The organism is Streptomyces sp. NPDC017246 (genome assembly GCF_044331325.1).
Taxonomy (GTDB): domain Bacteria; phylum Actinomycetota; class Actinomycetes; order Streptomycetales; family Streptomycetaceae; genus Streptomyces.
Map to the genome: position 1 here is coordinate 21,006 of NZ_JBIRMW010000018.1, position 22,815 is coordinate 43,820.

A 22,815-nucleotide genomic window follows, 5' to 3' on the forward strand; every position below is an offset into this window, starting at 1 on the left:
CCGAATGAATTAGTTGATGCCATGCGGCGGCGGAATGCGGGGTTTCCCCTCGCATTCCGCCCTGCCGCCGTCCTGCCGGAATCGCGGAGGAAACATGCTGGAGAACCCGGCCCTTTCCGGGCCCTGGTTCGTCGCCCTGCCCGACAGCGCGTCCGCGCTCCCGGTGGCGCGGCGGCTGCGCGACCGTATCGGATTCACCCTCACCCACGCGTCGGGCCGGCCCTGGGTCGTCGGCAACGCCCCCGACGGCACGACCGGCGCCGCCGGCGCCGTCGCCGCCCGGCACGGCGCCACCGCGCTGCTCGTCACCGGAACGCACGCCCTGACCGCGGGCGAACTCGCCGACTGGGCCCGCCGCGTACGCACCACGGCCGATCTCGACGCCCTCGCCGCCTCCCTCACCGGCAGCGCCCACCTCGTGGCGAGCGTCGACGGAGAGGTCCGTGTCCAGGGCACCGCGTCCGGTGTCCGCAGGGTCTTCACCACCACCCTCGCCGGTACGACCCTCGCCGCCGACCGGGCCGATCTGCTCGCCGCCCTCACCGACGCGCCGCTCGACCCGGTACGGCTCACCGCCCGACTCCTCGCCATGACCCCGTCCTCGCTCACCGAACCGGTCTGGTCCGGGGTCGACCTGGTGCCGCCGGACGCCTGCCTGCTGATCGCCGCCGACGGCACGGCCCGCACCCGCACGTGGTGGCGGCCGCCGCCCCAGGAACTGGACCGCACGCAGGGCGGCCCCGCGCTCGCCCGGGCCCTCGCCGACGCCGTCGCCGTCCGGGTCCGCGCACACGCGGTCGTCGGCTCCGACCTCTCGGGCGGACTCGACTCCACCCCCCTCAGCTTCCTCGCCGCCGAGGCCACCGGCCGCGCGGCGGGTTCCCTCGTCACCGTCCGCATCGGGGTGGCCGACCCCACCCACGACGACCACATCTGGGCCGCCAAGGCGCAGGACCTGCTCGACGGCGACCACATCACCCACACCGTCTTCGGACCGGGCGAACTCCCCGACATGTTCGAGGACGTGGCCCGGCCGGTCACGGGCCTCGACGAACCCACCCGCTGGATACGGCCGGTGGCCAGGCTCCGCGAGACCGCCCGCCGTCTCGCCGCGGTCGGCGCCGGTGTCCACCTCACCGGCCACGGCGGCGACGAGGTCCTCGCGGTCAAGCCCAGCTATCTCCACGACCTGACCCGCCGCCGTCCCGCCCTCGCCCGCGAACACCTCGCCGGCATGCGGGCCCTGCGCCGCTGGTCGACGACCGCGACCCTGCGGGCACTCGCCGACCGGCGCCCCTACGGCACCTGGCTCACGGCCGAGGCCGACGCCCTCACCAGCGCCTTCCCGCCCGCCAACCAGCCGCTGTTCGGCTGGGAGTACCCGCTGCGGCTGCCGCCGTGGGTCACCGGCGACGCCGCCGTCGGCCTCGCCGACGAGATGCGCCGCCGCGCCGAAGGGGCCCGGCCGTACGCCCCCACCCGCGCCGCCCACACCACCGTCGACCTGGCCCGCCAGCTCGGCGCCGCCGTCCGGCTCGCCGAGACGGTGACCGCCGGCGCGGGCGCGGTCCTCCAGGCCCCTTATCTGGACGACCGGGTCCTGGAGGCCTGCCTCGCGGTACGACCCGAGGAGCGCAGCTCCCCGTGGACGTACAAGCCGCTGATGGTCGAGGCGATGCGCGGCACCATGCCCGAGGGCTCCCTCAAGCGGGCCACCAAGGGCGAGTTCTCCGACGACTTCTTCCGGGGCCAGCAGCACCACCGGGGCCAGATCGCCGAGCTCTTCGACCAGCCGCTCCTCGCCGGTCTCGGCCTGATCGACACGGGGACCCTCCGCCACATGGCCCTCGCCGCCTATCCGCCGGGACTGCCGTGGGGCGCCCTCGACGCCACGATGGCCGTGGAGAACTGGCTCAGGGCGCGGTCGAGTTGGAACCTGCCACCGGCGGACGAGGTCCTGCGGGTCACGACGGCCGCATCCGTCACCGACGCCGCACCCACCGGCGCCGCATCCGTCACCGACGCCGCGCCCACTGACGCCGCGCCCGTCACCGACGCCGCGCCGGCGCCGAGCGGAGCGGCGACGACCGGGCCCGCGCCCACGGCCGACGCGCCCAGCGGCGTACCGGCCCCGGCCCACGCCCTGCCCCACCCCCCGGCGGCCCCGGCCCCCGCCGCGGCCCACCCGACCGTTCCGAGCGCCCCGGCCGTTCCGGCCGTGCCGACCCAGGAGGAGAACCACCGTGTCCCTCAGCCTCGCTGACGGAGTGTCGATCGCCGAGACCGACGACGGCGCCGTCCTCCTCGACGAACGCACCGGCCGCTACTGGCGGCTCAACGGCTCCGGCGCACGCCTCCTCCAGGCGCTGCTCGCCGGCCGGGACACCCGGCAGGCCGCCCTCGACGCCGCCGCCGGGGCAGCCGTCCCCGCCGACCGGGCCGCCCGGGACGCCGCCGGACTCGTGGACAAGCTGCGCGGCGCCGGACTGGTGACGGCATGAGCTCGCCCGTCGCCATCGTCGACCGCCCGAGGCTCGCCGTGCACCGGCGCCCCCTGCCGTGGCTCGCCGTCGCCGCCGCCCGGGTCCTGATGCGCCGGCCGCCCGCCCGTATCCGCACCGTCCTCGAATTCCTGCGCAAGGGCGCCCGCCCGGCCACCACCGAGGAGGCCGCGCGCAGCCGCGCCGAGGTCGTCGCCGTCAGCGTCAGCTGCGCCGGGGAGGGCTGCGTCCAGCGCTCCCTCGCCACCGCGCTGCTCTGCCGCCTCCGCGGCCAGTGGCCCACCTGGTGCTCCGGCGTCCGCGTCGTGCCCTTCCTCGCCCACGCCTGGGTCGAGGTCGACGACGAGCCCGTCGACGAGCCGTACCCGCGCGGCTACCACACCACCCTGATCCGCGTGCCTCCCCGGGAGAGGTCATGAGAACGACGGAACTCACCGGCTTCGGCCTGGGACTGCGCGTCGACGGCTTCACCCCCGAGAGGGGACCGGAGACCCTGCGCGCACTGCTCTGGGAGTACGGGGTGCTCCATCTGACCGGATTCCCGCGCGACCCCGAGGCCCTCACCGCGCTCGCCCGCTGCTTCGGCGAACCCCGGACGGTCTTCCCCGCCGAGCACCGGGTGCCCGGACAGCCCCACGTACGCCTCCAGTCCAATGTGCGGGGACTCGGCGCCAACGCCGGCGGGCAGTACTGGCACGCCGACGGCTCCTTCGCCCCCGACATGCCGCTGGTCAGCGTACTGACCTGCGACGAGGCGCCGGATTCCGAGGGCGAGACGCTGTTCGCCGACCTCCGCGCCGGATACACGGCGCTCCCCGGCGACCTGCGCGCCGAGGTCGACGGCCTCGACGGCGGCTTCCCCTGCCGGCGGATCGCCGAACAGGACATGCGCCGCGCGACCGCCATGCGGACCGTCGCCCTGTCCGAGGCCGAGCGGAACCGCCAGCTCGCCGAACTCACCGACTTCGTCCGCCCGCTCGTCACCACCCACCACACCACCGGCCGCCGTGCCCTCGTCCTCAACGAGCACTGGCTCAGGGAGATCCCGGGCCGCACACCGGAGGAGGGCGGGCGTCTGCTCGACCGCCTCTACGGGACGGTGACCCGGCCCAGCCACGTCCTCCGGCACCGCTGGAGCGTCGGTGACGTCCTGGTCTGGGACAACACCTCCGTCCTGCACAAGGCGGTCCCGGCCGCGCCGGGCCGGCGCAAGATCACACGCCGGATCACCACCGCCGTCCCCGTGACGGAACCGCGACGGACGGCGGAGGGGGCCGCCGGGCGAGCGGCCGGTCGGAGCTCCGAGGAGACGACGGAGCACCGCCGGGCCCGGACGCCGGACCGCGAACCCGCCGTCCCGGCCACCACCCCCTGAACGGCGACGACGGTCACCCCCCCCCCGGCCGCCGTCGCCCCGACCGCCGGGGTCTTCGCCGCAGCGCCGCCCGCGCACCCCCACAGCGGCGAAGACCTCGGACGTCCCTCCCGGCCCGCCCAGCCCCGTCCGAACCGGCCCGGCCGGCCTCCGTCCGCACCGGCTCGGCCGGCCCCCCGTCCGCACCGACCCGTCCAGCCCCGTCCGAACCGGCCCGGCCGGCCCACGAACCCCGGGAACCCACCGTGTCCCAGAGCTCCGCCACCGCGTCCGCCGCGGCATCCCCCGCCGCTTCCGCCAGTGCCCCCCCCGGCGCTTCCGCCACCGCTTCCGCCACCGCGTTCGGGACGCTCCTGGACGGGTCCGACCCGGCGTCCGGGCCGTTCGGCGCCGCCGCCAACGCCGAGCTCGACCGGCGGGAGGACTTCCCCACGGAGGCCTGCGCCGCGCTCGACGCCCTCGGACTGCCCGCCCACTACGTCGACGTCCGGCACGGCGGACGGCTCCGCGACATGCCCGAACTCGTCGGCCTCCAGCGGTCCGTGGCCCGCCGCGACCTCACCGTCGCCGTCGCCCACGGCAAGACCTTCCTCGGCGCCGCACCCGTCTGGCTCGCCGGCCGCCCCGACCAGGCCGCCCGGCTCGCCGACGGCGTCCGCCGCGGAGCCGTCGTCTCCTGGGCCCTGACCGAACGCGACCACGGCGGGGACCTCCTCGCGGGCGGGCTCACCGCCCGGCCCGTCCCCGGCGGCGGCTGGCGTCTCGACGGCGAGAAATGGCTGATCAACAACGCCGGACGGAGCCGGTACGTCTGCCTCCTCGCCCGCACACGGGAGAGCGGCGGACCCCGTGGCTTCAGCGTCTTCCTCGTCGACAAGACCCGCCTCGCGCCCGGCTCGTACCGCGTCCTGCCCAAGGTCCGCACCCATGGCATCCGGGGCGCCGACATCAGCGGCATCGCCTTCGACGGAGCGGTGATCGACGACGACGCCCTCGTCGGAGAGACCGGCACCGGACTCGACACCGTCCTGCGGACCCTCCAGCTCACCCGCATCCTGTGCACGGCGCTCTCGCTCGGCGCCCTCGACCACGCGCTCGACGTCGCCGTCCCGTACGCCCGGGGCCGCAACCTCTACGGCCGCGACCTCGCCACCCTGCCCCGGGTGCGCCGCACACTGGGCGAGGCCGCGGCCGCGCTCGACGTGGCCGAGGCCGTGGTGGACGTCGCCGCCCGCGCGATCCACACGCTCACCCCGGAACTCGCCCTCGTCTCCGCCGTCACCAAGGCCCTCGTCCCGAACCTGGTCCAGGACGCCCTGGACCGGATCACCGAACTCCTGGGCGTACGGGGCTTCCTGAGCGACGGATACCTGGACGGCTCCTTCGCCAAGCTGGAACGCGACCACCGGATCGTCGCCGTCTTCGACGGCAGCACCGCCGTCACCCGCAACCTCACCGTCGACCACTTCCCCTCCCTGGCCCGCTCCTGGCGCGGCGGCCGCGCGAACCGGGCGGCCCTCCCCGCCACCGTCACGGGCCCACTTCCCCCCTTCGGCCCGGAGCGGCTCCGGCTCCTGTCCGCGGGCAGCACGGTCGTCGAACTCCTCCCGGAGGCGGTCGGCGAGGTCCGCCGCGCGGCCCGGCACGGACTCCTTCCCCGGGAGACGGCCAGGATGGCCGCGGAACTCGAAGCCGTGACCCGGGCGGCGCACCGCAGCATGGAATCCCTCGACCGCACCCCGAGGGACGTCCCCCAGACCGCGTTCGACCTGGCCGAACGGTACGAACTGTGCTTCGCGGGAGCGGCCGTCCTGCACCGCTGGACGGCCGGCCCCCGCACCGCGGACACCGGTCTCCGGCTCCGCTCGGGCCTCGCCCTGATCCTGACCCGACTGGGCCTCCCCGCCGACGAACGCCGGGCGGAGGCCCACGACCGCCTGGCCGACGGCCTCCTCGGACCGGCCCACCACTCCCTGACACTCCCGTCGCCACGGCGGCAGGACGGCACGCGATGAGCACGACGCGAGGCACCGAAACGGCGCCGCCCACGACTCCGGCGGAGCCGGAACGGCCCGCCGCCCCCTCCGCACCGCCCGGCCCCGCCCGGCTCGGCGCACTCGACGCGCTCCTCGGCGACCCCGACGACCCCGGCAACCCGGTCGGCCGCGACGCCGTCCTCGACGCCGACGAGCGCGGCGAGATGCTCGCCGCGGGCGAGGACGCCCTGCACACGTACGGCCTGCACACCGAGTTCGTCCCGGAAGAGCTCGGCGGCCGCCTCACCCGCCTCGACCACCTCGTCGACGTGATGCGGACCGTCTACCGCCGCGACCCCTGTCTCGGACTCGGCCACGGCGCGGCCTCGTTCATCGCCGCCGTCAACATCTGGACCACGGGCGACGACGAACAGCGCGCGTCCGCAGCCGAGTTGCTCCGACGCGGCGGCCGGATCGCCGTCGGCTACCACGAGCTCGCCCACGGCAACGACATGGCCGGCACGGAGTTCACCGCCCTGCCCAGGGGCGACCGGCTCGTCCTCGACGGGCGCAAGGAGGTCATCACCAACGCCCGGCGCGCCGACGCGCTCGTCCTCCTCGCCCGCACCTCCACCGCCCCCGGCAGCCGCAGCCATTCCCAGGTGTACGTCCCGGTCGCGGACGTCCCCGCCGGCCGCCTGACCCATCTGCCCCGCCACCGGACCACCGGCATGCGGGGGGTCCAGCTCGGCGGCCTGCGGTTCGACTCCTGCCCGCTGCCCGCCACGAGCGTCCTGGGCGGGACGCCCGGCCGCGGCCTGGAGACCGCGCTGCGCTCCTTCCAGATCACCCGCACCACCCTCGTGTCGATGTCCGTCGGCATCGTCGACACCGCCCTGGACACGGCACTGCGGCACGTGCGGAACCGCCGTCTGTACGGCAGGACGGCGGCCGACCTGCCGCATGTGCGGTCCGTCCTCACCGGTGTGTACGTCGACCTCCTCACCGCCGACTGCTTCGCGACCGTCGCCACCCGCGCCCTGCACCTGCTGCCGGGCGAGACGGCGATCCACGCGCAGGCGGTGAAGTACGTCGTGTCGGGGATCCTGATGGAGGCGATGAACCGGCTGTCCGGAGTGCTCGGCGCCCACTTCTATCTGCGGGAGGGCCCCAGCGCCCTCTTCCAGAAACTGCTCCGGGACATCCAGCCCGTCGGCTTCGGGCACGCCGCGCGCGCGGCCTGCCAGGTCTCGCTCCTGCCCCAACTGCCGCTCCTCGCACGGCGGGCCTGGCGGGAGTACCGGACACCGCCGGCCTCGCTGTTCGCGCCGGGGGAGGAGCTGCCGCCGCTGGACTTCAAGGCGCTGGCGCTGAGCGCCGGGGGCCGCGAGAGCCTCAGCACCTCGATCGCCGCCGGGCTCGCCGGGCTGCCGGACGGCGGGGGAGCCGCGTACGGCCTGCTGCGTACCCATGCCGAGCGGTTCGCGCGCGAACCCGCCCGGCTGGCCGAGGCGTGCGCGGCGCTCGACCCCGGGGAACTGTCGGTGGCGGCGAGCCCGTACGCGTACGACCTGACGACCCGGTACACCACGCTCCTGACCGCGGCCGCCTGCCTCGGGACCTGGTCGCGGGCCCACCGCACCGGCACCCCGGAGCTCTCGGAACCGGACTGGGCGGCGGCGGCGCTCCACCGCCTGAGCACACCACGGGGCGCGGCGGCCCGCGCCCTGCCGCGCCCGCTGGAGGACGCGCTGTGGGAGCGGCTCGTCGAGCGCCACCGGACCGGCGGCGGGTACACGCTCCTGCCGCGCGCCCCTCAACACTCCGCCGACGCAGAAGGAAGAACCCCGTGAGCCACAGCCGAACAGCGACCGAGAACGGCACCGAGCAGGAGCCGGCGACCACCCGTGCCTGGCTCGCCGCCCGGGTGGCCGAACACCTCCGGATGTCCCCGGCGGACCTGTCACCGGACACCCCGCTGAGCGAGTACGGCCTGGACTCGGTCTACGCCCTCTCGGTGGCGGCCGACCTGGAGGACCGCCTGGGCGTCATGGTCGACCCCACGGTCCTCTGGGACAACCCGACCCTGAACGCCCTGTGCGCCGCGGTGGAACCCCCCGCCCCGCCCACGGCGGACCCGGTGGGTACGGCGGACCTGACGGCGACGGCCGCACCGGCGAGCACGGCGCCCCCGGCCGGTGAAGCCGCACCGGCGGACCTGGCGGCCACCGCCGCGCCAACGGATCCGGCCACCCTGGCAGGCGCCGCCACCGCTGTCGGCCTCGCCCGGTTGGGGCTGGTCGACCCGGCCGACCTCGTCGCCGCCCCCGACCTCGTCGCCGTACCCGGCAGGAGCACCGCCCCCGACAGGAGCGCCGCCCCCGAGCGGGGAACCGCCCCCGAGCGGGGCGCCGGCACGGCCCCGGCCGGACCCGGCGAGGCCGCTCCGGCCCCGGAGGCGTTCCCGCACCCGTCGGCGCCGACGTCCGCCGGTGACGTCCGGGCGGCCGTCCGGTGACCCCCGAGAGTTCACCCGCCGCCTCGACCCCGGCCGCCTCGACCCCGGCCGCCCCGGCCCCGGCCGCCGCCACCCCGGCCCGCGCCCCGTTGCCCGGGGCGCAGGCGGCGCCCTGTGGCCCCGCGCCCACGTCGACCCGGGCCAGGGGGCGCCCCCGGCAGCTCGCCGCCGCGCAGTACGAGATCTGGGAGAGTCAGCGGCGCGCGCCCGCGGTTCCGCTCTACGAGTGCGGCGTCGCCCTCATGCTCACCGGTGCCCTCGACCGGCTCGCCCTGCACCGCGCCGTGGCGCGGGCGCTCGGTGAGACGGAGACGCTCCGGACCCGCTTCCGCGGCACGCCCGACGGACCCCGCCGTGCCCTCGTGCCGCCGCCCCTGCCGGTCCTCACCGTCACCGATCTCCGGCACGAGGCGGATCCGGAGGCGGTCGCCGACGCGCGGATACGGGCCGACCTGGCCACGGTGACGGACCTCGCCGGCCAGGACCCCTGCGCGCACGAGCTGTTCCTCCTGGGCCCCGAGCGGGCCCTGCTGTACTTCCGCTACCACCACATCGTCCTGGACGGCTTCGGCCAGTACCTGTACCTGCGGCGGCTCGCCGAGCTGTACGACGCCTTCGAGAGCGGCCGGGCCCCGACGGCCACCGCCGCCGTACCCCTCGAACGGCTCGCCGCCGACGAGGCGGCCTATCTCGGTTCGCCCCAGCACAGGGAGGACGCCGCCTACTGGCACGCCGAGCACGCCCAGTACGCCGAGTACGCCGGGCACCTCCCCGCCGCGCCCCCCGGCCCCGCCGTCTCCCTGACCGCCGTGCTGACGCCCCGCCGACTCGCCGCCCTCCTCGGCGCGGGCCGGGGCGAGGGCCCCGTGCCCGTCGGCCACGAGGCGGCCACCCTGATCGCCGCCACCGCCGTCCGGTCGTACGACCGGTACGGCGCCCGTACCGAGGTCGTCGTCAACCTCCCCGTGACGGCCCGCCGTTCACGCGCCGAGCTCGACACGCCCGCCCAGCTCGCCAACGAACTGCCCCTCCGGCTCACCGTCGACCCCGACGCGGGCTTCTCCGCACTCGTACGGCACACCGCGGTGAAGATCAGGGAGGCACTGCGCCATCAGCGTCACCGGTCCGGCGGCCCGCAGGACCGTACGGAGGGCGCGGCCGGAGCCCCGCCCGCGCCGCAGGTCAACGTCATGACCTTCGGCACGCTGCCGGGCTTCGGCTCGTGCCGCGTGACGTGCCGCCAGCACCCGGTGGGGCTGGTCGCCGATGTCGACCTCAACGTCTACCGGGAGTTCCCCGCGCGGCAGGAGGAACGCGCCGCCCCCGGCGGCCTTCCCCCGTACGGACTGCGTCTCGAGTTCCGCGCGAACTCCCGTCGCTACGGCCCCGACGACGTCTCCCGTCATCGGCGACGCTTCCTGGAACTGCTCGACGCCGTCGCCGGCCGACCCGACCTCCCCCTGGCCAGGCTCCTGTGATCGGAACTCTTCTGCCGCCCCCGGTGTCCGTGGCCGAGGCCTTCGAAGACCCGCCCGGACTGACCCTCCTCGGCCTGGAACGCGAGGCGGTCCGCACCGCCGCGCCCAAGCGGCTGGCCGAGTTCACCACCGCCCGCTGGTGCGCCCGCCGCGCGCTCGCGGGCCTCGGGATGCCGCCCGTTCCCATCCCGCGGGGGCGGCGCGGCGCACCCGTGTGGCCGCCCGGCATCGTCGGCAGCATGACCCACCACGACGGATACCGCGCCGCCGCCGTCGCCCGGCAGGCCGACGCCCGTTCCCTGGGTATCGACGTCGAGCCCCATCTGCCGCTGCCGGACGGCGTGCTGGAGCTGATCGCGCTGCCGACGGAGCTGCGCCGGATCGCCGAACTGTCCGGCCGGCACCCCCTCGTCCGCTGGGACCGGCTTCTGTTCAGCATGAAGGAGTCGGTCTACAAGGCCTGGTTCCCCCTCACGTACCGGTGGCTGGGGCACGAGGAGGCCGACATCGCCATGGACCCGGCCGGAAGCTTCACGGCGCGGCTGTTCGCGTCCCATCCGAGGGTTCCTCCCGAGGGGTTCACGGGACGCTGGACGGTGGAGAGGGGGCTCGTCGTCACCTCGGTCCTGGTGCCGCCGTATCCGACGCCGTCGGGAGGGGAACCGAGGTGAGCGGCACCGCAAGTGGGGAATCCCGTATGAGATCTTCATGCGCGCGGTGTGTTCACTGACCTGTCCCGCGGCCGGAAGCCTGCCGATACTTTCAGGAGACATCCGTCTCGACCGGGAAGGCCCCATTGAGCGACACGGATGAGCATCAGGTGGTGCACCTCTGGTCGTTGGACGAGGACGTGATCCTCGTCGGGGGAGACGACGACTTCGAGACCGTCCTCAGCGGTCGATGGGGTGCCCACCGGCTCAAGACCGACGGCCTCGTACGAGAGGCCCTGCGCCGTATGCAACTGGGGCCGGTGCGCCTGACCAACGTGGGTCGGGTGCCCGGCACCGGAGCTCCCGGCGGTCTGATCCTGCTTCCCGTCCTGCGGGAGGTCGCGCACCTGGTGGTGCGGACCATCGCCATGGACGACCTGCTGGGCCCGCTCCTCTCGGTGCATCCGCTCCGCAGGGAGGCCTCGTTCCGGCTCGGCACGGTGCCGGCGGACCGCCGGTTCCGGCTGGTGGTCGGCACCTCTCTGGTGCTGCGGGCGGACGGCCTGGTGATGGAGGTGCGCGACAGCCCGTACCGGGTGGTGGTGCACCGCCCGGAGGCGGTGTGGATCGTGGGGATGCTGACGCGTCCGTGCCGGGCGGAGGACGCGGTGGCCGCGCTGCCGCTGCCGCCGGGCGTGACCCGCGGGGTCATCGGCTACCTCCTCGCGGCGGGCATGGCGGTCCCGGTGGACCCCCCGCCCGCGCTCCCGCCGTCCGGTCCGCCGGTACCCGAGCCGTCGGACCCGCCGGTACCCGAGCCGTCCGGCGCGCGGGTCAGCGAGCCGTCGGACCCGCCGTCCGGCGCGCCGATGGCCCAGGCGTCCGACGCGGTCTAGGCGGCCGACTCACCCGCGGCCCAGGCGTCCGAAGTGGTCCGGGCGGCCGGCTACACCAGCCAGCCCGCTTCCCGCGCCGTGCGGATCGCGTCCACGCGGTTGCGCGCGTTGAGCTTGGAGACGATGGTCGTGAGGTAGTTCCGTACGGTGCCCAGGGAGAGCCGCAGCACCTTGGCGATCTCCGCCGGGTCGCGGCCCTCGGCGGCCAGCTGGAGGACCTCCGTCTCCCGTTCGGTGAGCGGGGTCTCCTCGCTGTTCCAGGTGTCGAGGGCCAGCTGCGGGTCGATCACCCGCTGTCCGGCGGCCACCCGCCGTATCGCACTGGCCAGTTCACCCGGTGGCGCGTCCTTGAGGAGATAGCCGGACACCTGCGCCATGAGCGCCCGGCGCAGTGTCCCCGGGCGCCCGAGGTTGGTGAGGATGAGGATGCGGCATTCCGGCATCCGCTCCCGCAGTCTCGCCGCCGCGCTGAGGCCGTCGAGCCCGGGCAGGTCGATGTCGATCACGGCGACGTCGGGGCGGTGTTCGAGCGCCGCCTGGACGATCTCGTCGCCGCGCGCGACCTCGCAGACGACCGTGAGGTCGTCCTGGAGGCTCAGCAGCGCCACGAGCGCCCCGCGCACCATGTGCATGTCCTCGGCCAGCAGAATGCGGATGTCCATGGCGGTAACTCCTCTGGGCCTTGTGGGCCCGTGGTGACGGCGCGGAGGATCTCCGCTGATGGTGGGGGGGACGTGTCAGGCGGCCGGGCCGGTCCACGGCAGCGTGGACGGCTCCTCGGCCCGCGGCCGGCGGTCCGTGTCCTCGCTCGCCCTCCGGGGGCCCGGGACGACGGCGACGGGCGCCTCCGCGGTGAGCCGGAAGGTTCCCTCGGACCCGTGGGCGACGGTGAGCCGGCCGGAGACGGAGCGCAGCCGCATCGCCAGGTTCTGGAGCCCCGCGCCGCTGTCCTGCGAGGTGTCGCGGTAGACCGCGGCCACGCCGTCGTTGGTGACGACCAGCCGCACCCGTCCGGCGTCCTGGACCGCCTCGATGGAGCAGACGGTGGCGCGCGAGTGGCGCAGCATGTTGGTGATGGCCTCGCGGAGCACGGCGGCGAGGACGGTGTTGACCTCGGGGCCCAGCTCGTCGAGACGGACCTCGGCGGTCACCTTCACGTCGGTCGCCTCCAGGAGGCCGGTGACCGAGGCGAGTTCGCTCTGGAGCGACATCTCGCGCAGACCGCGGGAGACGCGCCGCACATCGGCGAGGGACTGGCGGGAGAGGGCGAGGACGTCCTCTATCTCCGCCTTGGCGCGCTGCGGCTGGCTGAGGACGAGCCGGTGGATGAGCTCGCTCTTGAGGGTGATGGCGGAGAGGCTGTAGCCCAGGAGGTCGTGGAGGTTGCGCGAGATCCGCAGCCGCTCCTTGGTCACGGCCATCCGTGCCAGCTCGTTCTTCGTCTCGTGCAACTGACGCACCAGTGAGGCGAGTCGGGAGAGCCCGTAGACCACGAGACCGGTCAGCAGGGTCGACTGGAAGAGGTAGAGGCTGTCGATCAGCGGTCGCCCGTCGATCGCGGGCGGTGCCAGCATGCTGAGTCCGACGGCTCCGTACAGCGGCCAGGCGAGCCGCGGGGGCAGGAGCAGGAGGAGGGAGCCGGCGAGGAAGCCCGCCATGGCGCCCCACTGGGACTCGAAGACCATCACCGGTAGGTAGGTGAGGAGGGCCTGGGCGCTCAGCGTGATGCGTTTGCGGAGCGGGGACACGAGGTCCGCCCCCGGCCGGGAGTGCTGCAACTGGAGCGCGAAGATGGCGACCAGGCACAGCAGGCAGATCCCCATGGGTAACGGATCGAGCCCCGTCCCGGCGATGTTCAGAGCGGTGATGCCGAGGTAGCTCAGGAGCGCCGACGTCAGGATCACCGTCGCGAATCTCGGGGCGATCGGGATGTACTGGGCCCCCGCCCCCTCCGGTCTCTCCTCGTGGTCCCGTCGACCGGTGACGTCGTCATGGCTGAGCTCATCGGGAACTGGCATCGTCCTCGCGGCCTCTTCTGTTCGCACCCCTGCGCACACTCGTGTCGCACCCCTGCCCACACTCGTGTTCGATCATAAGCCTCGTTGGTGAATTATGAGTGGGAGGAGTGGAGTTGCGGAGTGTCTCACGTGGTACCGATCGGTACGGCATGATGCCTCCGTGCGTGCCGAACTGTCCTGCCGGCTGGTGCCGGACACCCTGTGGGAGCTGACGGCTCCCCTGTTGCCCAGGTTCTCGCGACGGCCGCAGGGCGGGGGGACGTCGCCGCTGTCGGAGCGCGCGGTCTTCACCGCGGTGGTGTACGTCCTGACCAGCGGATGTTCGTGGCGACTCCTGCCCGACACCTTCGGTGTGTCGCCCGCCACCGCCCACCGCCGCTTCACCGTCTGGTCGAACTCCGGACTCTGGTACGCCCTCGACCGCGCGGCCGTGGAGACGCTCGGTCACGGGAGCGAGGCGGGCTGGGTGGCGGCGATCGTGGGCGCGGCCCATCTCCGGTGCCGCGCCGACGGGTGAAGGGGCCGACGCGGGCGAGAGGGCCGGTGACGGGTGAAGAGGCCGACCTGTGTGCCGGTCGGCCCCTTCACCGGTCCGCCCCGTGGGCCACGTGAGACGGCCCCTTAGACGAACAGCGGTACAGGATTGAGTTCTCCGTGGGACAGCGGAGAACTTCGGCGTCCGAGTGTCACCGGTACGTCGTAGAGCCGCCCCGGCGCGAACCGTGCCCAGAATTGCCGCATCCCGGGAACGATGACCTTCACCACCGGAATATCGAGATCCGCTCTTGTCTGGTCAAGGACCAGGAGTTCCATGCCGCGGTCCCGCGTCAGCTCCGTGATCATGTGGACGTCGTCGAGGAGATCCCTGGTCGGGACGTATGTCCAGTCCTCGGGCCGGCGCGGCCGCACCGTCGGATCGGGCGTCAGATAAGGATGGCTCGCCGCCGTCGCGGTGCGCCACCAGTCGAGCGCCTCGGGATCGTCGACGCGGTATCCCGAGTTTTCTCGAGTAACCCCGCTCACCGCCGGGAGGAGTTGTCCCATTTCGGTGAGGGCGCGCCGCAGGGCGAGCCGGGGATCGAAGTGGGCGCCGAATCCGAAAATCACGTCTTCGGCGGGCTTGTCCGTACGCCGTGACAACGCCGCCATCACCGGGATTCCGAAATCCGCGGTGAGGTCGATCACCCATACCGATCGGTTGACCGACCGGTAACCGGCCAGTAATTCAGGGAGGTAATCCCCGGGAAATGCGGAGAGATCGACGGCCGGCTGCCGGGTGCGGTTGTACCACCACAGGGCGACCGCGTCCCGCTCCACCAGCTCCAGGAAGCCCTGGATCAGCGCGTCCTCGCGTGTACTGCCCGCCGCGTTGCCGTTCGAGTCAGCCCACAGTCCGTCGGGCCCCGCCTCGGGACCGAAGTACAGCATCGAGGTCGGCAGCAGCCGCTGGGTCCGCCCGGTGAGCGACCAGACCGGGGTCCAGTCGGTGGGGCGGTCCGGATCGAACCGCTCCGGCACGAACTGGAAGCGCGACCGCCGGGCGTTCCACCGGTCCCGCTCCCGGAACTGCCGCTCGTCGTACAGCTGGCAGTCGTTGGGGTGGATCGCCGCCGCGCCCAGTCCGCGCAGCGAATCCCTGACCACCGGCTCGTCACCCTGCCGGGTGCCGCTGTGCCGCTCCACCGCCTCGCACAGGGCGCTGACCCGCGCCTCGGTCTCGGTCAGCCCCTTCCCGCCGCTGAGACTCCGCAGCCCCGCCCGCAGCCCCGCGAGCGAGCGGCCCGGCATCGCCAGGTTGTGCCCCGAGAGGAAGGTCTGCAGAAAGGCGGGGCTGCCGGGAGCACGGCTGATCTCCTTGACGACCCCCGTCACGGGATCGACGAGATGCCCGTACTTCTCCAGCATCCGCTCCGGGGTCAGCGCCCGGTGCCCGTTGCCGGCGCCGGACACCTTGGGCCGGGAGACCGCTGTGAAGGGGGCGCGGACCTGCCGCGCCACCAGCTCCGGATCCCCGCACGACCGGCACTGCGGGATCCGGGCCACCGGGTGGGCGGTGGTCGTCAGCCGTACGGTGTCCAGGGTGCGGACCGCCGACTGCTCCGGACTGCGCAGCCCGCCCAGCCACTTGGCGGCCTCCAGGGCCGCGAGGTGCAGGGCGAGCGCCCGGACCACGGGCAGTGTCGCCGGCGGCAGCGGCACCGGCTCGGGCCGCCCCAGCGAGTGCTGGAGCAGGCCTTCGGACAGCCGGTGACCGCGCAGCCGGGTCGCGAGGCAGTGCCAGCAGGGCCCGTCGCCCGGCTGGAACACCGGTCCGATCCAGGGATCGGACCAGCCGAGCCGCACCGGAAGCCAGGCCGTCCCCGCCCGCCGGTGCGCGCCGTCCACATCGGCGAGCCCGGGGGCCAGGAAGTCGTCGCAGAGGACGACGGACAGCTCGGCGGGAGCGGTCGGGTCCGTCACCGGGCCGAGCCCGGCGCCGCGCAAGGCCTGGGCGAACTCGGCGGGTTCCGTGTCCGTCAGGCTCACGACCCGCACCCGTGCCCGGGCGAGGGCGTCCGGCACCCGCCCGCCGTCGAGCCCCAGCAGATCCCAGAACGCCTCGGTCGCCGTCGCCGTCGCCGTGGATGTGGACGGACCGGCCACCGGCCCCGGCCCGGCGGGCCGCACCCGCAGCAGCCCCGCCGCTTCGAGCGCCCGCAGCGAGCCGAGGACCTCGTCCGCGGACAGGACGCGCGAGGCCTCCCGCAGAACGTCCGCCGTACTTCTCGTGCCGTCGAGCAGCGGCGCCAGTACCTCGGCGTGCTCCCCGCGCAGCGTCGTCAGCCCCCGCTGGGACACCAGATACACCGCCTGCCCCGGCACCGTCTCGGGACGCAGATGGCTCTTGAAGCCCACCCGGTCCGCGTCGACGGCGGCCGTCGGCAGTTCTTCCCCCCGTATGACGGTCATGCGCTGAGCCGTGCACCCGTCTTCTGGAGGGGGGCGGACTGGGCCGCCATGACACAGATGGTGAACAGCGCCACGGACTGCGGCGCCAGGTTGTCGATGTCCTCGATCACCAGGCCGGCGGCACCGGCGCCGGAGACCGGGCCGAAGGAGGAGTCGCCGGCGAGGGGGCGGTTCGTGAGGATGTCGCTCATCGGTAAGGAATCTCCTTGGTCGAATCGTTCGATCGGCACGGACGTACACGGCACGGAGAGCACAGAGCGTGCGATGACCGTGCGGTGACCGTGCGGTGATGCGGTGTCTGCCAAGATTCTGCAAAATGCGGCACGGCGCCGGACAGTGCTGCGGTCACTGCCCACATGTGAAGCCGTCACGCCCGAACCCGGAGCCCCCATTCCGACCTCTCGTCCTCGTCCCGCACTCCGACTCCACACCCCGACCCCGACCCCGAGCCCGACCCCCGACCTCGACTCGCGACCCCGGACCCCGGGCCGTCCTGCCGACACCCCTCGGCCTCGGACGGTCACGCCGACACCCCTCGGCCTCGGACGATCACGCACCCCTCGGCCTCAGGCCGTCCCGCACCCCTCGGTCTCAGGCCGTCCCGCACCCCTCGGTCTCAGGCCGTACGGAACGCGCGCGGCGCCACGACGCCCCGGCCCGCCCCCACACCCCCGCTCCCGCGCCCGCCGCCCGGTCTGGACGCCCGGGGGCCGCCGCTCCCGGCACCCGCGCCGCCCCGCGCGTCCCGGGCGGCGGTGAACGGCAGCACGTTGAGCGGCTGCCCGCCGAGCAGGGCCATGCCCAGCGGGGTCACCGTGTGCAGCGCGCTGCTGCCCACTCTGCGCGTGGTGATCAGGCCGGTCTCGCGCAGCACGGCCGCGTGACGGCTCGCCACCCCGGGCGAGACACCGAGCCGGGCGGCGAGCTCCGAGTTCGTGGAGGTGTCGGTGAGCACCCGCAGCGCCGCCGCCCGGGTCTGCCCCACGAGCGCGCTGAGCGCCCTGGCCTCCCCGTCGTCGTCGCCGTCCTCCGCGCCGGTCGCGGCGGGTGTCTCGTGCCAGCCCTCCGTCAGCTCCGGGTCGGCGGCGAAGACCAGCACGGTCTGACCGCTCTCCCGCTCCGGCGCGAGGACCCGGCCGGCCTCACCCGGCAGGAACACGGAGGGCTTGAGGACGAGTCCCCGTCCGTCCAGACGGATGTCCCGGTCGGGGCCGCCCTCCACCTCCAGGACCGGGCCCCGCCAGGAGATCCGCGGGTGCAGCGTCGACAGCAGCCCCTCCACACCGCCCGCCGCCGCCTCCCGGCAGTGCGCGTGGCAGACGGCCTCCAGGCGTTCCAGCATGCGCTCCGCGTACGGGAAGACCCCCGCGCGCCACACGTCGAGGGCCAGCCGCTCCGCCTCCGTCCGCTGCGCGGGCACCCCCCGGTCGACCGTTTCGAGCAGCCTCAGCAGCGGCGTCTCGGCGCCCGGCGAGTGCGGTAGTGGCAGCGCGGCCCGGCTGCTGCCGCGTATCGAGTTCCGTACCGCGATCCGCCAGCGCGCGTACACGTCGCCGCGTGCCGGTCGTACGAGCAGCCGGGTCGCGAAGACGCCCTCCAGGAGGGGCCCGAGACTGCTCCGCAACCGGACGCGCGCGAGATCGGTCCCGGTGAAGTGAATCCGCTGCATCGATGCCGCCCCGTTCGGTGTCGAGTGAGAACACCTCGACACTGCGCCGACGACGCCCGTGGGAACAGTGCCTGCGTACCGGTGCCGGTGTGCGTGCGTCACCCGTTCCCGCATGAGAATCTCAGGTCGCCGCCCACCCCCGGACCCGGGCGCTCCGTCGGTCCTCGTCACCCACCGGACCCGCGGGCTCCGCCCCACGCCCCGGGAGCGCGGCTCCCGTGCCGGGCGGAGGCTCTCCGGAGACCGCCTACCCTTGGACGCATGACGAGCAGCAGCGACCGGAGCACCGCAGTGAGCGTTGACGGCACCAAGACCTATGAGATCCGCACCTACGGGTGCCAGATGAACGTCCACGACTCCGAGCGGCTCTCCGGTCTGCTGGAGGAGGCGGGTTACGTCCAGGCTCCCAAGGGCTCCGACGGGGACGCCGACGTCGTCGTCTTCAACACCTGCGCGGTCCGTGAGAACGCCGACAACAAGCTGTACGGCAACCTCGGCCGGCTCGCCCCGCGGAAGACCACGCGCCCCGGCATGCAGATCGCCGTCGGCGGCTGTCTCGCCCAGAAGGACCGCGACACGATCGTCGAGAAGGCCCCCTGGGTCGACGTGGTCTTCGGCACGCACAACATCGGCAAGCTGCCCGTCCTCCTGGAGCGCGCCCGCGTGCAGGAGGAGGCCCAGATCGAGATCGCCGAGTCGCTCGAGGCCTTCCCCTCGACGCTGCCGACCCGCCGCGAGTCCGCGTACGCCGCCTGGGTCTCGATCTCCGTCGGCTGCAACAACACCTGCACCTTCTGCATCGTCCCCGCCCTGCGCGGCAAGGAGGAGGACCGCCGTCCCGGCGACATCCTCGCCGAGATCGAGGCGCTGGTCGCCGAGGGCGTCTCCGAGATCACCCTGCTCGGCCAGAACGTCAACGCGTACGGCTCCGACCTCGGCGACCGCGAGGCCTTCTCCAAGCTGCTGCGCGCCTGCGGACAGATCGAGGGCCTGGAGCGGGTCCGCTTCACCTCCCCGCACCCCCGTGACTTCACCGACGACGTGATCGCGGCGATGGCCGAGACGCCGAACGTGATGCCCCAGCTCCACATGCCGATGCAGTCGGGCTCGGACTCGATCCTCCGGGCGATGCGCCGCTCGTACCGGCAGGAGCGTTTTCTCGGGATCATCGAGAAGGTCCGCGCGGCCATCCCGCACGCCGCCATCTCCACCGACATCATCGTGGGCTTCCCCGGCGAGACCGAGGAGGACTTCCAGCAGACCATGCACGCCGTGCGCGAGGCCCGCTTCGCGAACGCCTTCACCTTCCAGTACTCCAAGCGCCCCGGGACCCCGGCCGCCGACATGGAGGACCAGATCCCCAAGGAGGTCGTGCAGGAGCGCTACATGCGGCTCGTCGCCCTCCAGGAGGAGATCTCCTGGGCGGAGAACAAGAAGCAGGTCGGCCGCACCCTCGACGTCATGGTCGCCGAGGGCGAGGGCCGCAAGGACGGTGCCACGGACCGCCTCTCGGGCCGCGCCCCCGACAACCGGCTCGTCCACTTCACCAAGCCGGACGAGGACGTCCGGCCCGGCGACGTCGTGACCGTCGAGATCACCTACGCGGCGCCGCACCACCTCCTCGCCGAGGGCCCCGTCGCCTCGGTCCGCCGCACCCGCGCCGGTGACGCCTGGGAGAAGCGCACCACCGCGGCCACGGCGAAGCCGGCCGGCGTACTGCTCGGCCTGCCGAAGATCGGCGTCCCGGAACCCCTCCCGGCGGCCGAGGTCCCGGCCTGCGGGACGCACGCGTAGGCCCGCGGAACTCAGGTCCGGGCCTGGGGGACTGCCGCACGGGCCTGAGGGTTCACGCGTGGGCCTTCGGGACTGGGGTGCGGCGGGCCTGCACCGGGTAAGCCTGCGGGGTTCACGCGTGGGCCCGGCCCGCGGGACTCACGCGTAAGGCGCCGGCTCCGTGGGCGGGGCGCAGTAGGCTGCGGATCATGCTTGTCGCCGCAGCCGTCTGTCCCTCCCCGCCGCTTCTCGTGCCCCAGGTCGCGACCGGCGCCGCCCCCGAGCTGGACGCCGCGCGGGCGGCCTGCGCCGACGCCGTCGGGCTGCTCGCCGCGGCCCGACCGGACCGGCTGTACGTCGTGGGGCCCGCGCCCGAGGGCGCCCACGGCGTCTACCCGGCCGGTACGGCGGGCTCCTTCGCCGGCTTCGGCGTCGACCTCTCGGTACACCTCGGCGAAGGCCCCGCCGGTGACGGCTCCGGGCACCCCGCCGACGGACGACCGGCCGGCGGTGCCGAAGGACGCCCCGCCGAAGGACGCCCCCTGCCCGTCTCCCTCTCCGTCGCCGCCTGGCTCCTCGGCCGTGCCGGCTGGGCGGACGCGCCGATCGAGGGCCTGGGCGTGGACGAGGCGGCCACGCCCGACGTCTGCGCCGGGCTCGGCCGCGGGCTCGCCGACTCCGCCGGACGGGTCGCCCTCCTGGTCATGGGCGACGGCAGTGCCTGCCGCACCGTGAAGGCCCCCGGCTATCTGGACGAGCGGGCCGCGGGCTTCGACGCGGAGGCCGCCCGCGCGCTCGGCACGGCCGATGTGACCGCGCTGCTGGCCCTGGAAGCGGAGACGGCGTACGAACTGAAGGTCGCGGGCCGCGCCCCCTGGCAGGTCCTCGCGGGCGCCGCCGAGGGCGCGGGGCTCGACGGCCGACTGCTCTTCGAGGACGCCCCGTACGGCGTGGGCTACTTCGTCGCCGCCTGGTCCTGAGCCACGCGCGATGAGCCAAGCGCTGCGGGGCTACGAGAACGGCGGACGGCCGCGGAGCGAGATGCTCCGCGGCCGTCCGCCGTGCGGAGGGACTGTCGGGTGACGTTCGGCCGTCAGGGGGCCGGCGGCGGGGTCGGGCCGCCACTCCCGGGCGTCCCGCCGGTTCCAGGCGTCCCAGGTGTCCCGGGGGTCCCAGGCGTCCCACTGGTTCCAGGAGTTCCGGGGGTCCCAGACGTCCCAGGTGTCCCGGGGGTCCCAGGCGTCCCACCGGTTCCAGGAGTTCCGCCGGTCCCCGGCGTCCCGTCGTCCTTGTGACCGATCCGGTCGATGGCGTCCTTGGCCTTGCCCGTACCGGACTGGATCTTGTCGCTGTACTTGCCCTTGGTCTTCTCGTCGACCAGTTTCGCGGCCTTGTCCAGTCCGTGGTCGATCTTCTCGCCGTGCTGCTGCGCCAGGCCCGCGACCTTGTCCTTGGCGGGGCTGAGCTTGGCCTTCAGCGAATCCAGGAGACCCATGGGGCACCTTCCCTCCGTGGACCCCCGTGGGGTCCGTGTTCCGTGTCCTGCCCCCAGGGCCCCGGGGGCCTAGCGACGGGCGCCTTCGCCCGCCTCGTTGTCCGCGGCGGCCTCGGCCGACTGCTGCTTCGGGATCTCCACGGCCTCCCCGGCGACCGCTCCGGTCGCCACGTCGTCCGCGTCGGTGCCGTCCGCGTCCTGCGCACCGGTCACCCCCGGGGCCTCGTCGCCCGCCGTGGCCCCGGCCGCGCCCTCCACCGCTTCGGCGGTCACTGCATCCGGGGCGTCCGTCCCGGACTCCGTGTCACCGTCCTCCGCCGGAGCTGTGGCCCCGGCCTCCTCGGACGAGACCGCGGCCATATCCTGCTTCTTACGGCGAAACATTGCAAAAACGCCCATATTCACTCCATAGCGTACTCGGATGGGAGGGATTCCGTGGCGATCGACGGCCGGAACCTCGCAACAGGCAACGAAGCCGGATGAGGCCCGTCACGTAGCTCATTCGGGGACGGGCCGGGAGGTTTGCGAGACTGGGGCGGTGAGAAGCGCAGCTCCCGCCCCGCGGGTCATCGCCGTTGTCGGCCCCACAGCGGCCGGAAAGTCCGATCTGGGTGTATTCCTGGCCCAGCAGCTCGGGGGCGAGGTCGTCAACGCAGACTCGATGCAGCTCTACCGGGGGATGGACATCGGAACCGCCAAACTGACGCCCGAGGAGCGCGGCGGCGTCCCGCACCACCTCCTCGACATCTGGGACGTGACCGAGGCCGCCAGCGTCGCCGAGTACCAGCGGCTCGCCCGTGCCGAGATCGACCGGCTGCTCGCCGCCGGCCGCACCCCCGTCCTCGTCGGCGGCTCCGGTCTGTACGTACGAGGGGCCGTCGACGCCCTCGAGTTCCCCGGCACCGACCCGGCCGTCAGGGCCCGGCTGGAGGCCGAGCTCGAGCAGCACGGCTCCGGCGTCCTGCACACCCGGCTCGCCGCGTCCGACCCCGAGGCGGCCCGCGCGATCCTGCCCAGCAACGGCCGTCGCATCGTCCGCGCGCTCGAGGTGATCGAGATCACCGGCAAGCCGTTCACGGCCAATCTGCCGGGACCCGACTCGGTCTACGACACCGTCCAGATCGGTGTCGACGTGGCCCGCCCCGAGCTCGACGAGCGGATCGCCACGCGCGTGGACCGGATGTGGGAGGCCGGCCTCGTCGACGAGGTGCGCGCCCTGGAGGCCCGCGGCCTGCGCGAAGGGCGCACCGCGGCCCGTGCCCTCGGCTACCAGCAGGTCCTCGCGGCGCTGGCGGGGGAGTGCACCGAGGACGAGGCGCGTGCCGAGACCGTGCGGGCCACCAAGCGCTTCGCCCGGCGCCAGGACTCGTGGTTCCGCCGGGACCCGCGCGTCCACTGGCTCAGCGGAGCCGCAGATCACCGGGGGGAACTCCCGGGGCAGGCGCTGTCGTTGGTCGAACGAGCGGTTACAGCCTGATCACGTGATGGCATCGGGACGCCCTGCCCGTCATTTCGGC

Annotated in this window: 21 protein-coding genes; 14 read left to right on the top strand and 7 right to left on the bottom strand. The window is 74.1% G+C overall.

Annotation, left to right across the window (positions count from 1 at the left end):
- The first annotated feature begins 94 nt into the window (after window positions 1-94).
- The 10 genes from ACH4MY_RS32055 (at window position 95) to ACH4MY_RS32100 (ending at window position 11,394) form a co-directional block, all read left to right on the top strand.
- A complete protein-coding gene (locus ACH4MY_RS32055; RefSeq protein ID WP_398007455.1) occupies window positions 95-2,263 on the top strand; it encodes an asparagine synthase-related protein in 2,169 nt (722 codons plus the stop codon).
- Window positions 2,244-2,501, top strand: a complete 258-nt coding sequence (locus ACH4MY_RS32060) for a lasso peptide biosynthesis PqqD family chaperone (protein ID WP_398007457.1) — start codon at window positions 2,244-2,246, stop codon at window positions 2,499-2,501. The genes ACH4MY_RS32055 and ACH4MY_RS32060 overlap by 20 nt, the downstream gene beginning before the upstream one ends.
- Window positions 2,498-2,920, top strand: a complete 423-nt coding sequence (locus tag ACH4MY_RS32065) for a lasso peptide biosynthesis B2 protein (protein WP_398007459.1) — start codon at window positions 2,498-2,500, stop codon at window positions 2,918-2,920. Before ACH4MY_RS32060 ends, ACH4MY_RS32065 begins: the two co-directional genes overlap by 4 nt.
- Complete coding sequence (locus ACH4MY_RS32070; protein WP_398007461.1) at window positions 2,917-3,876, top strand: TauD/TfdA dioxygenase family protein; 960 nt, start codon at window positions 2,917-2,919, stop codon at window positions 3,874-3,876. Before ACH4MY_RS32065 ends, ACH4MY_RS32070 begins: the two co-directional genes overlap by 4 nt.
- 245 nt (window positions 3,877-4,121) lie before the next feature.
- Complete coding sequence (locus ACH4MY_RS32075) at window positions 4,122-5,891, top strand: acyl-CoA dehydrogenase family protein (RefSeq protein ID WP_398007463.1); 1,770 nt, start codon at window positions 4,122-4,124, stop codon at window positions 5,889-5,891.
- Window positions 5,888-7,705: an acyl-CoA dehydrogenase gene (locus tag ACH4MY_RS32080; RefSeq protein WP_398007465.1), complete on the top strand. Its 1,818-nt coding sequence runs from the start codon at window positions 5,888-5,890 to the stop codon at window positions 7,703-7,705. Before ACH4MY_RS32075 ends, ACH4MY_RS32080 begins: the two co-directional genes overlap by 4 nt.
- The gene (locus tag ACH4MY_RS32085) at window positions 7,702-8,370 is read left to right on the top strand and encodes a phosphopantetheine-binding protein (protein ID WP_398007467.1); all 669 of its coding nucleotides are present in this window, start codon (window positions 7,702-7,704) and stop codon (window positions 8,368-8,370) included. The genes ACH4MY_RS32080 and ACH4MY_RS32085 overlap by 4 nt, the downstream gene beginning before the upstream one ends.
- A complete protein-coding gene (locus ACH4MY_RS32090) occupies window positions 8,367-9,848 on the top strand; it encodes a condensation domain-containing protein (protein WP_398007469.1) in 1,482 nt (493 codons plus the stop codon). Before ACH4MY_RS32085 ends, ACH4MY_RS32090 begins: the two co-directional genes overlap by 4 nt.
- Complete coding sequence (locus ACH4MY_RS32095; protein ID WP_398007471.1) at window positions 9,845-10,519, top strand: 4'-phosphopantetheinyl transferase; 675 nt, start codon at window positions 9,845-9,847, stop codon at window positions 10,517-10,519. The genes ACH4MY_RS32090 and ACH4MY_RS32095 overlap by 4 nt, the downstream gene beginning before the upstream one ends.
- 125 nt (window positions 10,520-10,644) lie before the next feature.
- Entirely contained in the window at window positions 10,645-11,394 is a 750-nt protein-coding gene (locus tag ACH4MY_RS32100; protein ID WP_398007473.1) for an NADH oxidase, read from the top strand.
- A gap of 50 nt (window positions 11,395-11,444) precedes the next feature.
- Here ACH4MY_RS32100 and ACH4MY_RS32105 read toward each other — a convergent pair whose 3' ends face one another.
- Window positions 11,445-12,056 (bottom strand): response regulator transcription factor, encoded by a 612-nt coding sequence (locus ACH4MY_RS32105; RefSeq protein WP_189832448.1) that lies wholly within the window; start codon window positions 12,054-12,056, stop codon window positions 11,445-11,447.
- Window positions 12,057-12,131: 75 nt separating this feature from the next.
- Window positions 12,132-13,412 (bottom strand): sensor histidine kinase, encoded by a 1,281-nt coding sequence (locus tag ACH4MY_RS32110; protein WP_398007475.1) that lies wholly within the window; start codon window positions 13,410-13,412, stop codon window positions 12,132-12,134.
- A 160-nt stretch (window positions 13,413-13,572) separates the two neighbouring features.
- On the opposite strand from ACH4MY_RS32110, the gene ACH4MY_RS32115 reads away from it, so the two are divergent.
- Window positions 13,573-13,929, top strand: coding sequence for a transposase (locus tag ACH4MY_RS32115; protein WP_398007477.1), 357 nt, complete (start codon window positions 13,573-13,575; stop codon window positions 13,927-13,929).
- Window positions 13,930-14,033: 104 nt separating this feature from the next.
- Here ACH4MY_RS32115 and ACH4MY_RS32120 read toward each other — a convergent pair whose 3' ends face one another.
- The 3 genes from ACH4MY_RS32120 to ACH4MY_RS32130 form a co-directional block, all read right to left on the bottom strand.
- The gene (locus ACH4MY_RS32120) at window positions 14,034-16,361 is read right to left on the bottom strand and encodes a TOMM precursor leader peptide-binding protein (RefSeq protein ID WP_398007478.1); all 2,328 of its coding nucleotides are present in this window, start codon (window positions 16,359-16,361) and stop codon (window positions 14,034-14,036) included.
- Window positions 16,358-16,552 carry a hypothetical protein gene (locus tag ACH4MY_RS32125; RefSeq protein WP_398007479.1) on the bottom strand — a complete coding sequence of 65 codons (195 nt, stop codon included), beginning with the start codon at window positions 16,550-16,552 and terminating at the stop codon, window positions 16,358-16,360. The genes ACH4MY_RS32120 and ACH4MY_RS32125 overlap by 4 nt, the downstream gene beginning before the upstream one ends.
- Window positions 16,553-16,977: 425 nt before the next feature.
- Entirely contained in the window at window positions 16,978-18,030 is a 1,053-nt protein-coding gene (locus ACH4MY_RS32130; RefSeq protein ID WP_398007481.1) for an ArsR/SmtB family transcription factor, read from the bottom strand.
- A gap of 261 nt (window positions 18,031-18,291) precedes the next feature.
- Here ACH4MY_RS32130 and miaB point away from each other — a divergent pair, with 261 nt between their 5' ends.
- A complete protein-coding gene (miaB, locus tag ACH4MY_RS32135) occupies window positions 18,292-19,824 on the top strand; it encodes a tRNA (N6-isopentenyl adenosine(37)-C2)-methylthiotransferase MiaB (protein ID WP_398007483.1) in 1,533 nt (510 codons plus the stop codon).
- 188 nt (window positions 19,825-20,012) lie between these two features.
- Window positions 20,013-20,783, top strand: a complete 771-nt coding sequence (locus tag ACH4MY_RS32140) for a class III extradiol dioxygenase subunit B-like domain-containing protein (protein ID WP_398007485.1) — start codon at window positions 20,013-20,015, stop codon at window positions 20,781-20,783.
- A 113-nt stretch (window positions 20,784-20,896) separates the two neighbouring features.
- Here the strand turns inward: ACH4MY_RS32140 and ACH4MY_RS32145 are convergent, their stop codons facing one another.
- Both ACH4MY_RS32145 and ACH4MY_RS32150 read right to left on the bottom strand, forming a co-directional pair.
- Window positions 20,897-21,298, bottom strand: coding sequence for an antitoxin (locus ACH4MY_RS32145; protein WP_398007487.1), 402 nt, complete (start codon window positions 21,296-21,298; stop codon window positions 20,897-20,899).
- Between the two features lie 69 nt (window positions 21,299-21,367).
- On the bottom strand, window positions 21,368-21,658 hold the full coding sequence (locus tag ACH4MY_RS32150; protein ID WP_398007488.1) for a hypothetical protein: 291 nt from the start codon (window positions 21,656-21,658) through the stop codon (window positions 21,368-21,370).
- Between the two features lie 178 nt (window positions 21,659-21,836).
- Here ACH4MY_RS32150 and miaA point away from each other — a divergent pair, with 178 nt between their 5' ends.
- Window positions 21,837-22,775, top strand: coding sequence for a tRNA (adenosine(37)-N6)-dimethylallyltransferase MiaA (gene miaA / locus ACH4MY_RS32155; protein ID WP_398007489.1), 939 nt, complete (start codon window positions 21,837-21,839; stop codon window positions 22,773-22,775).
- Window positions 22,776-22,815: the final 40 nt, after the last annotated feature.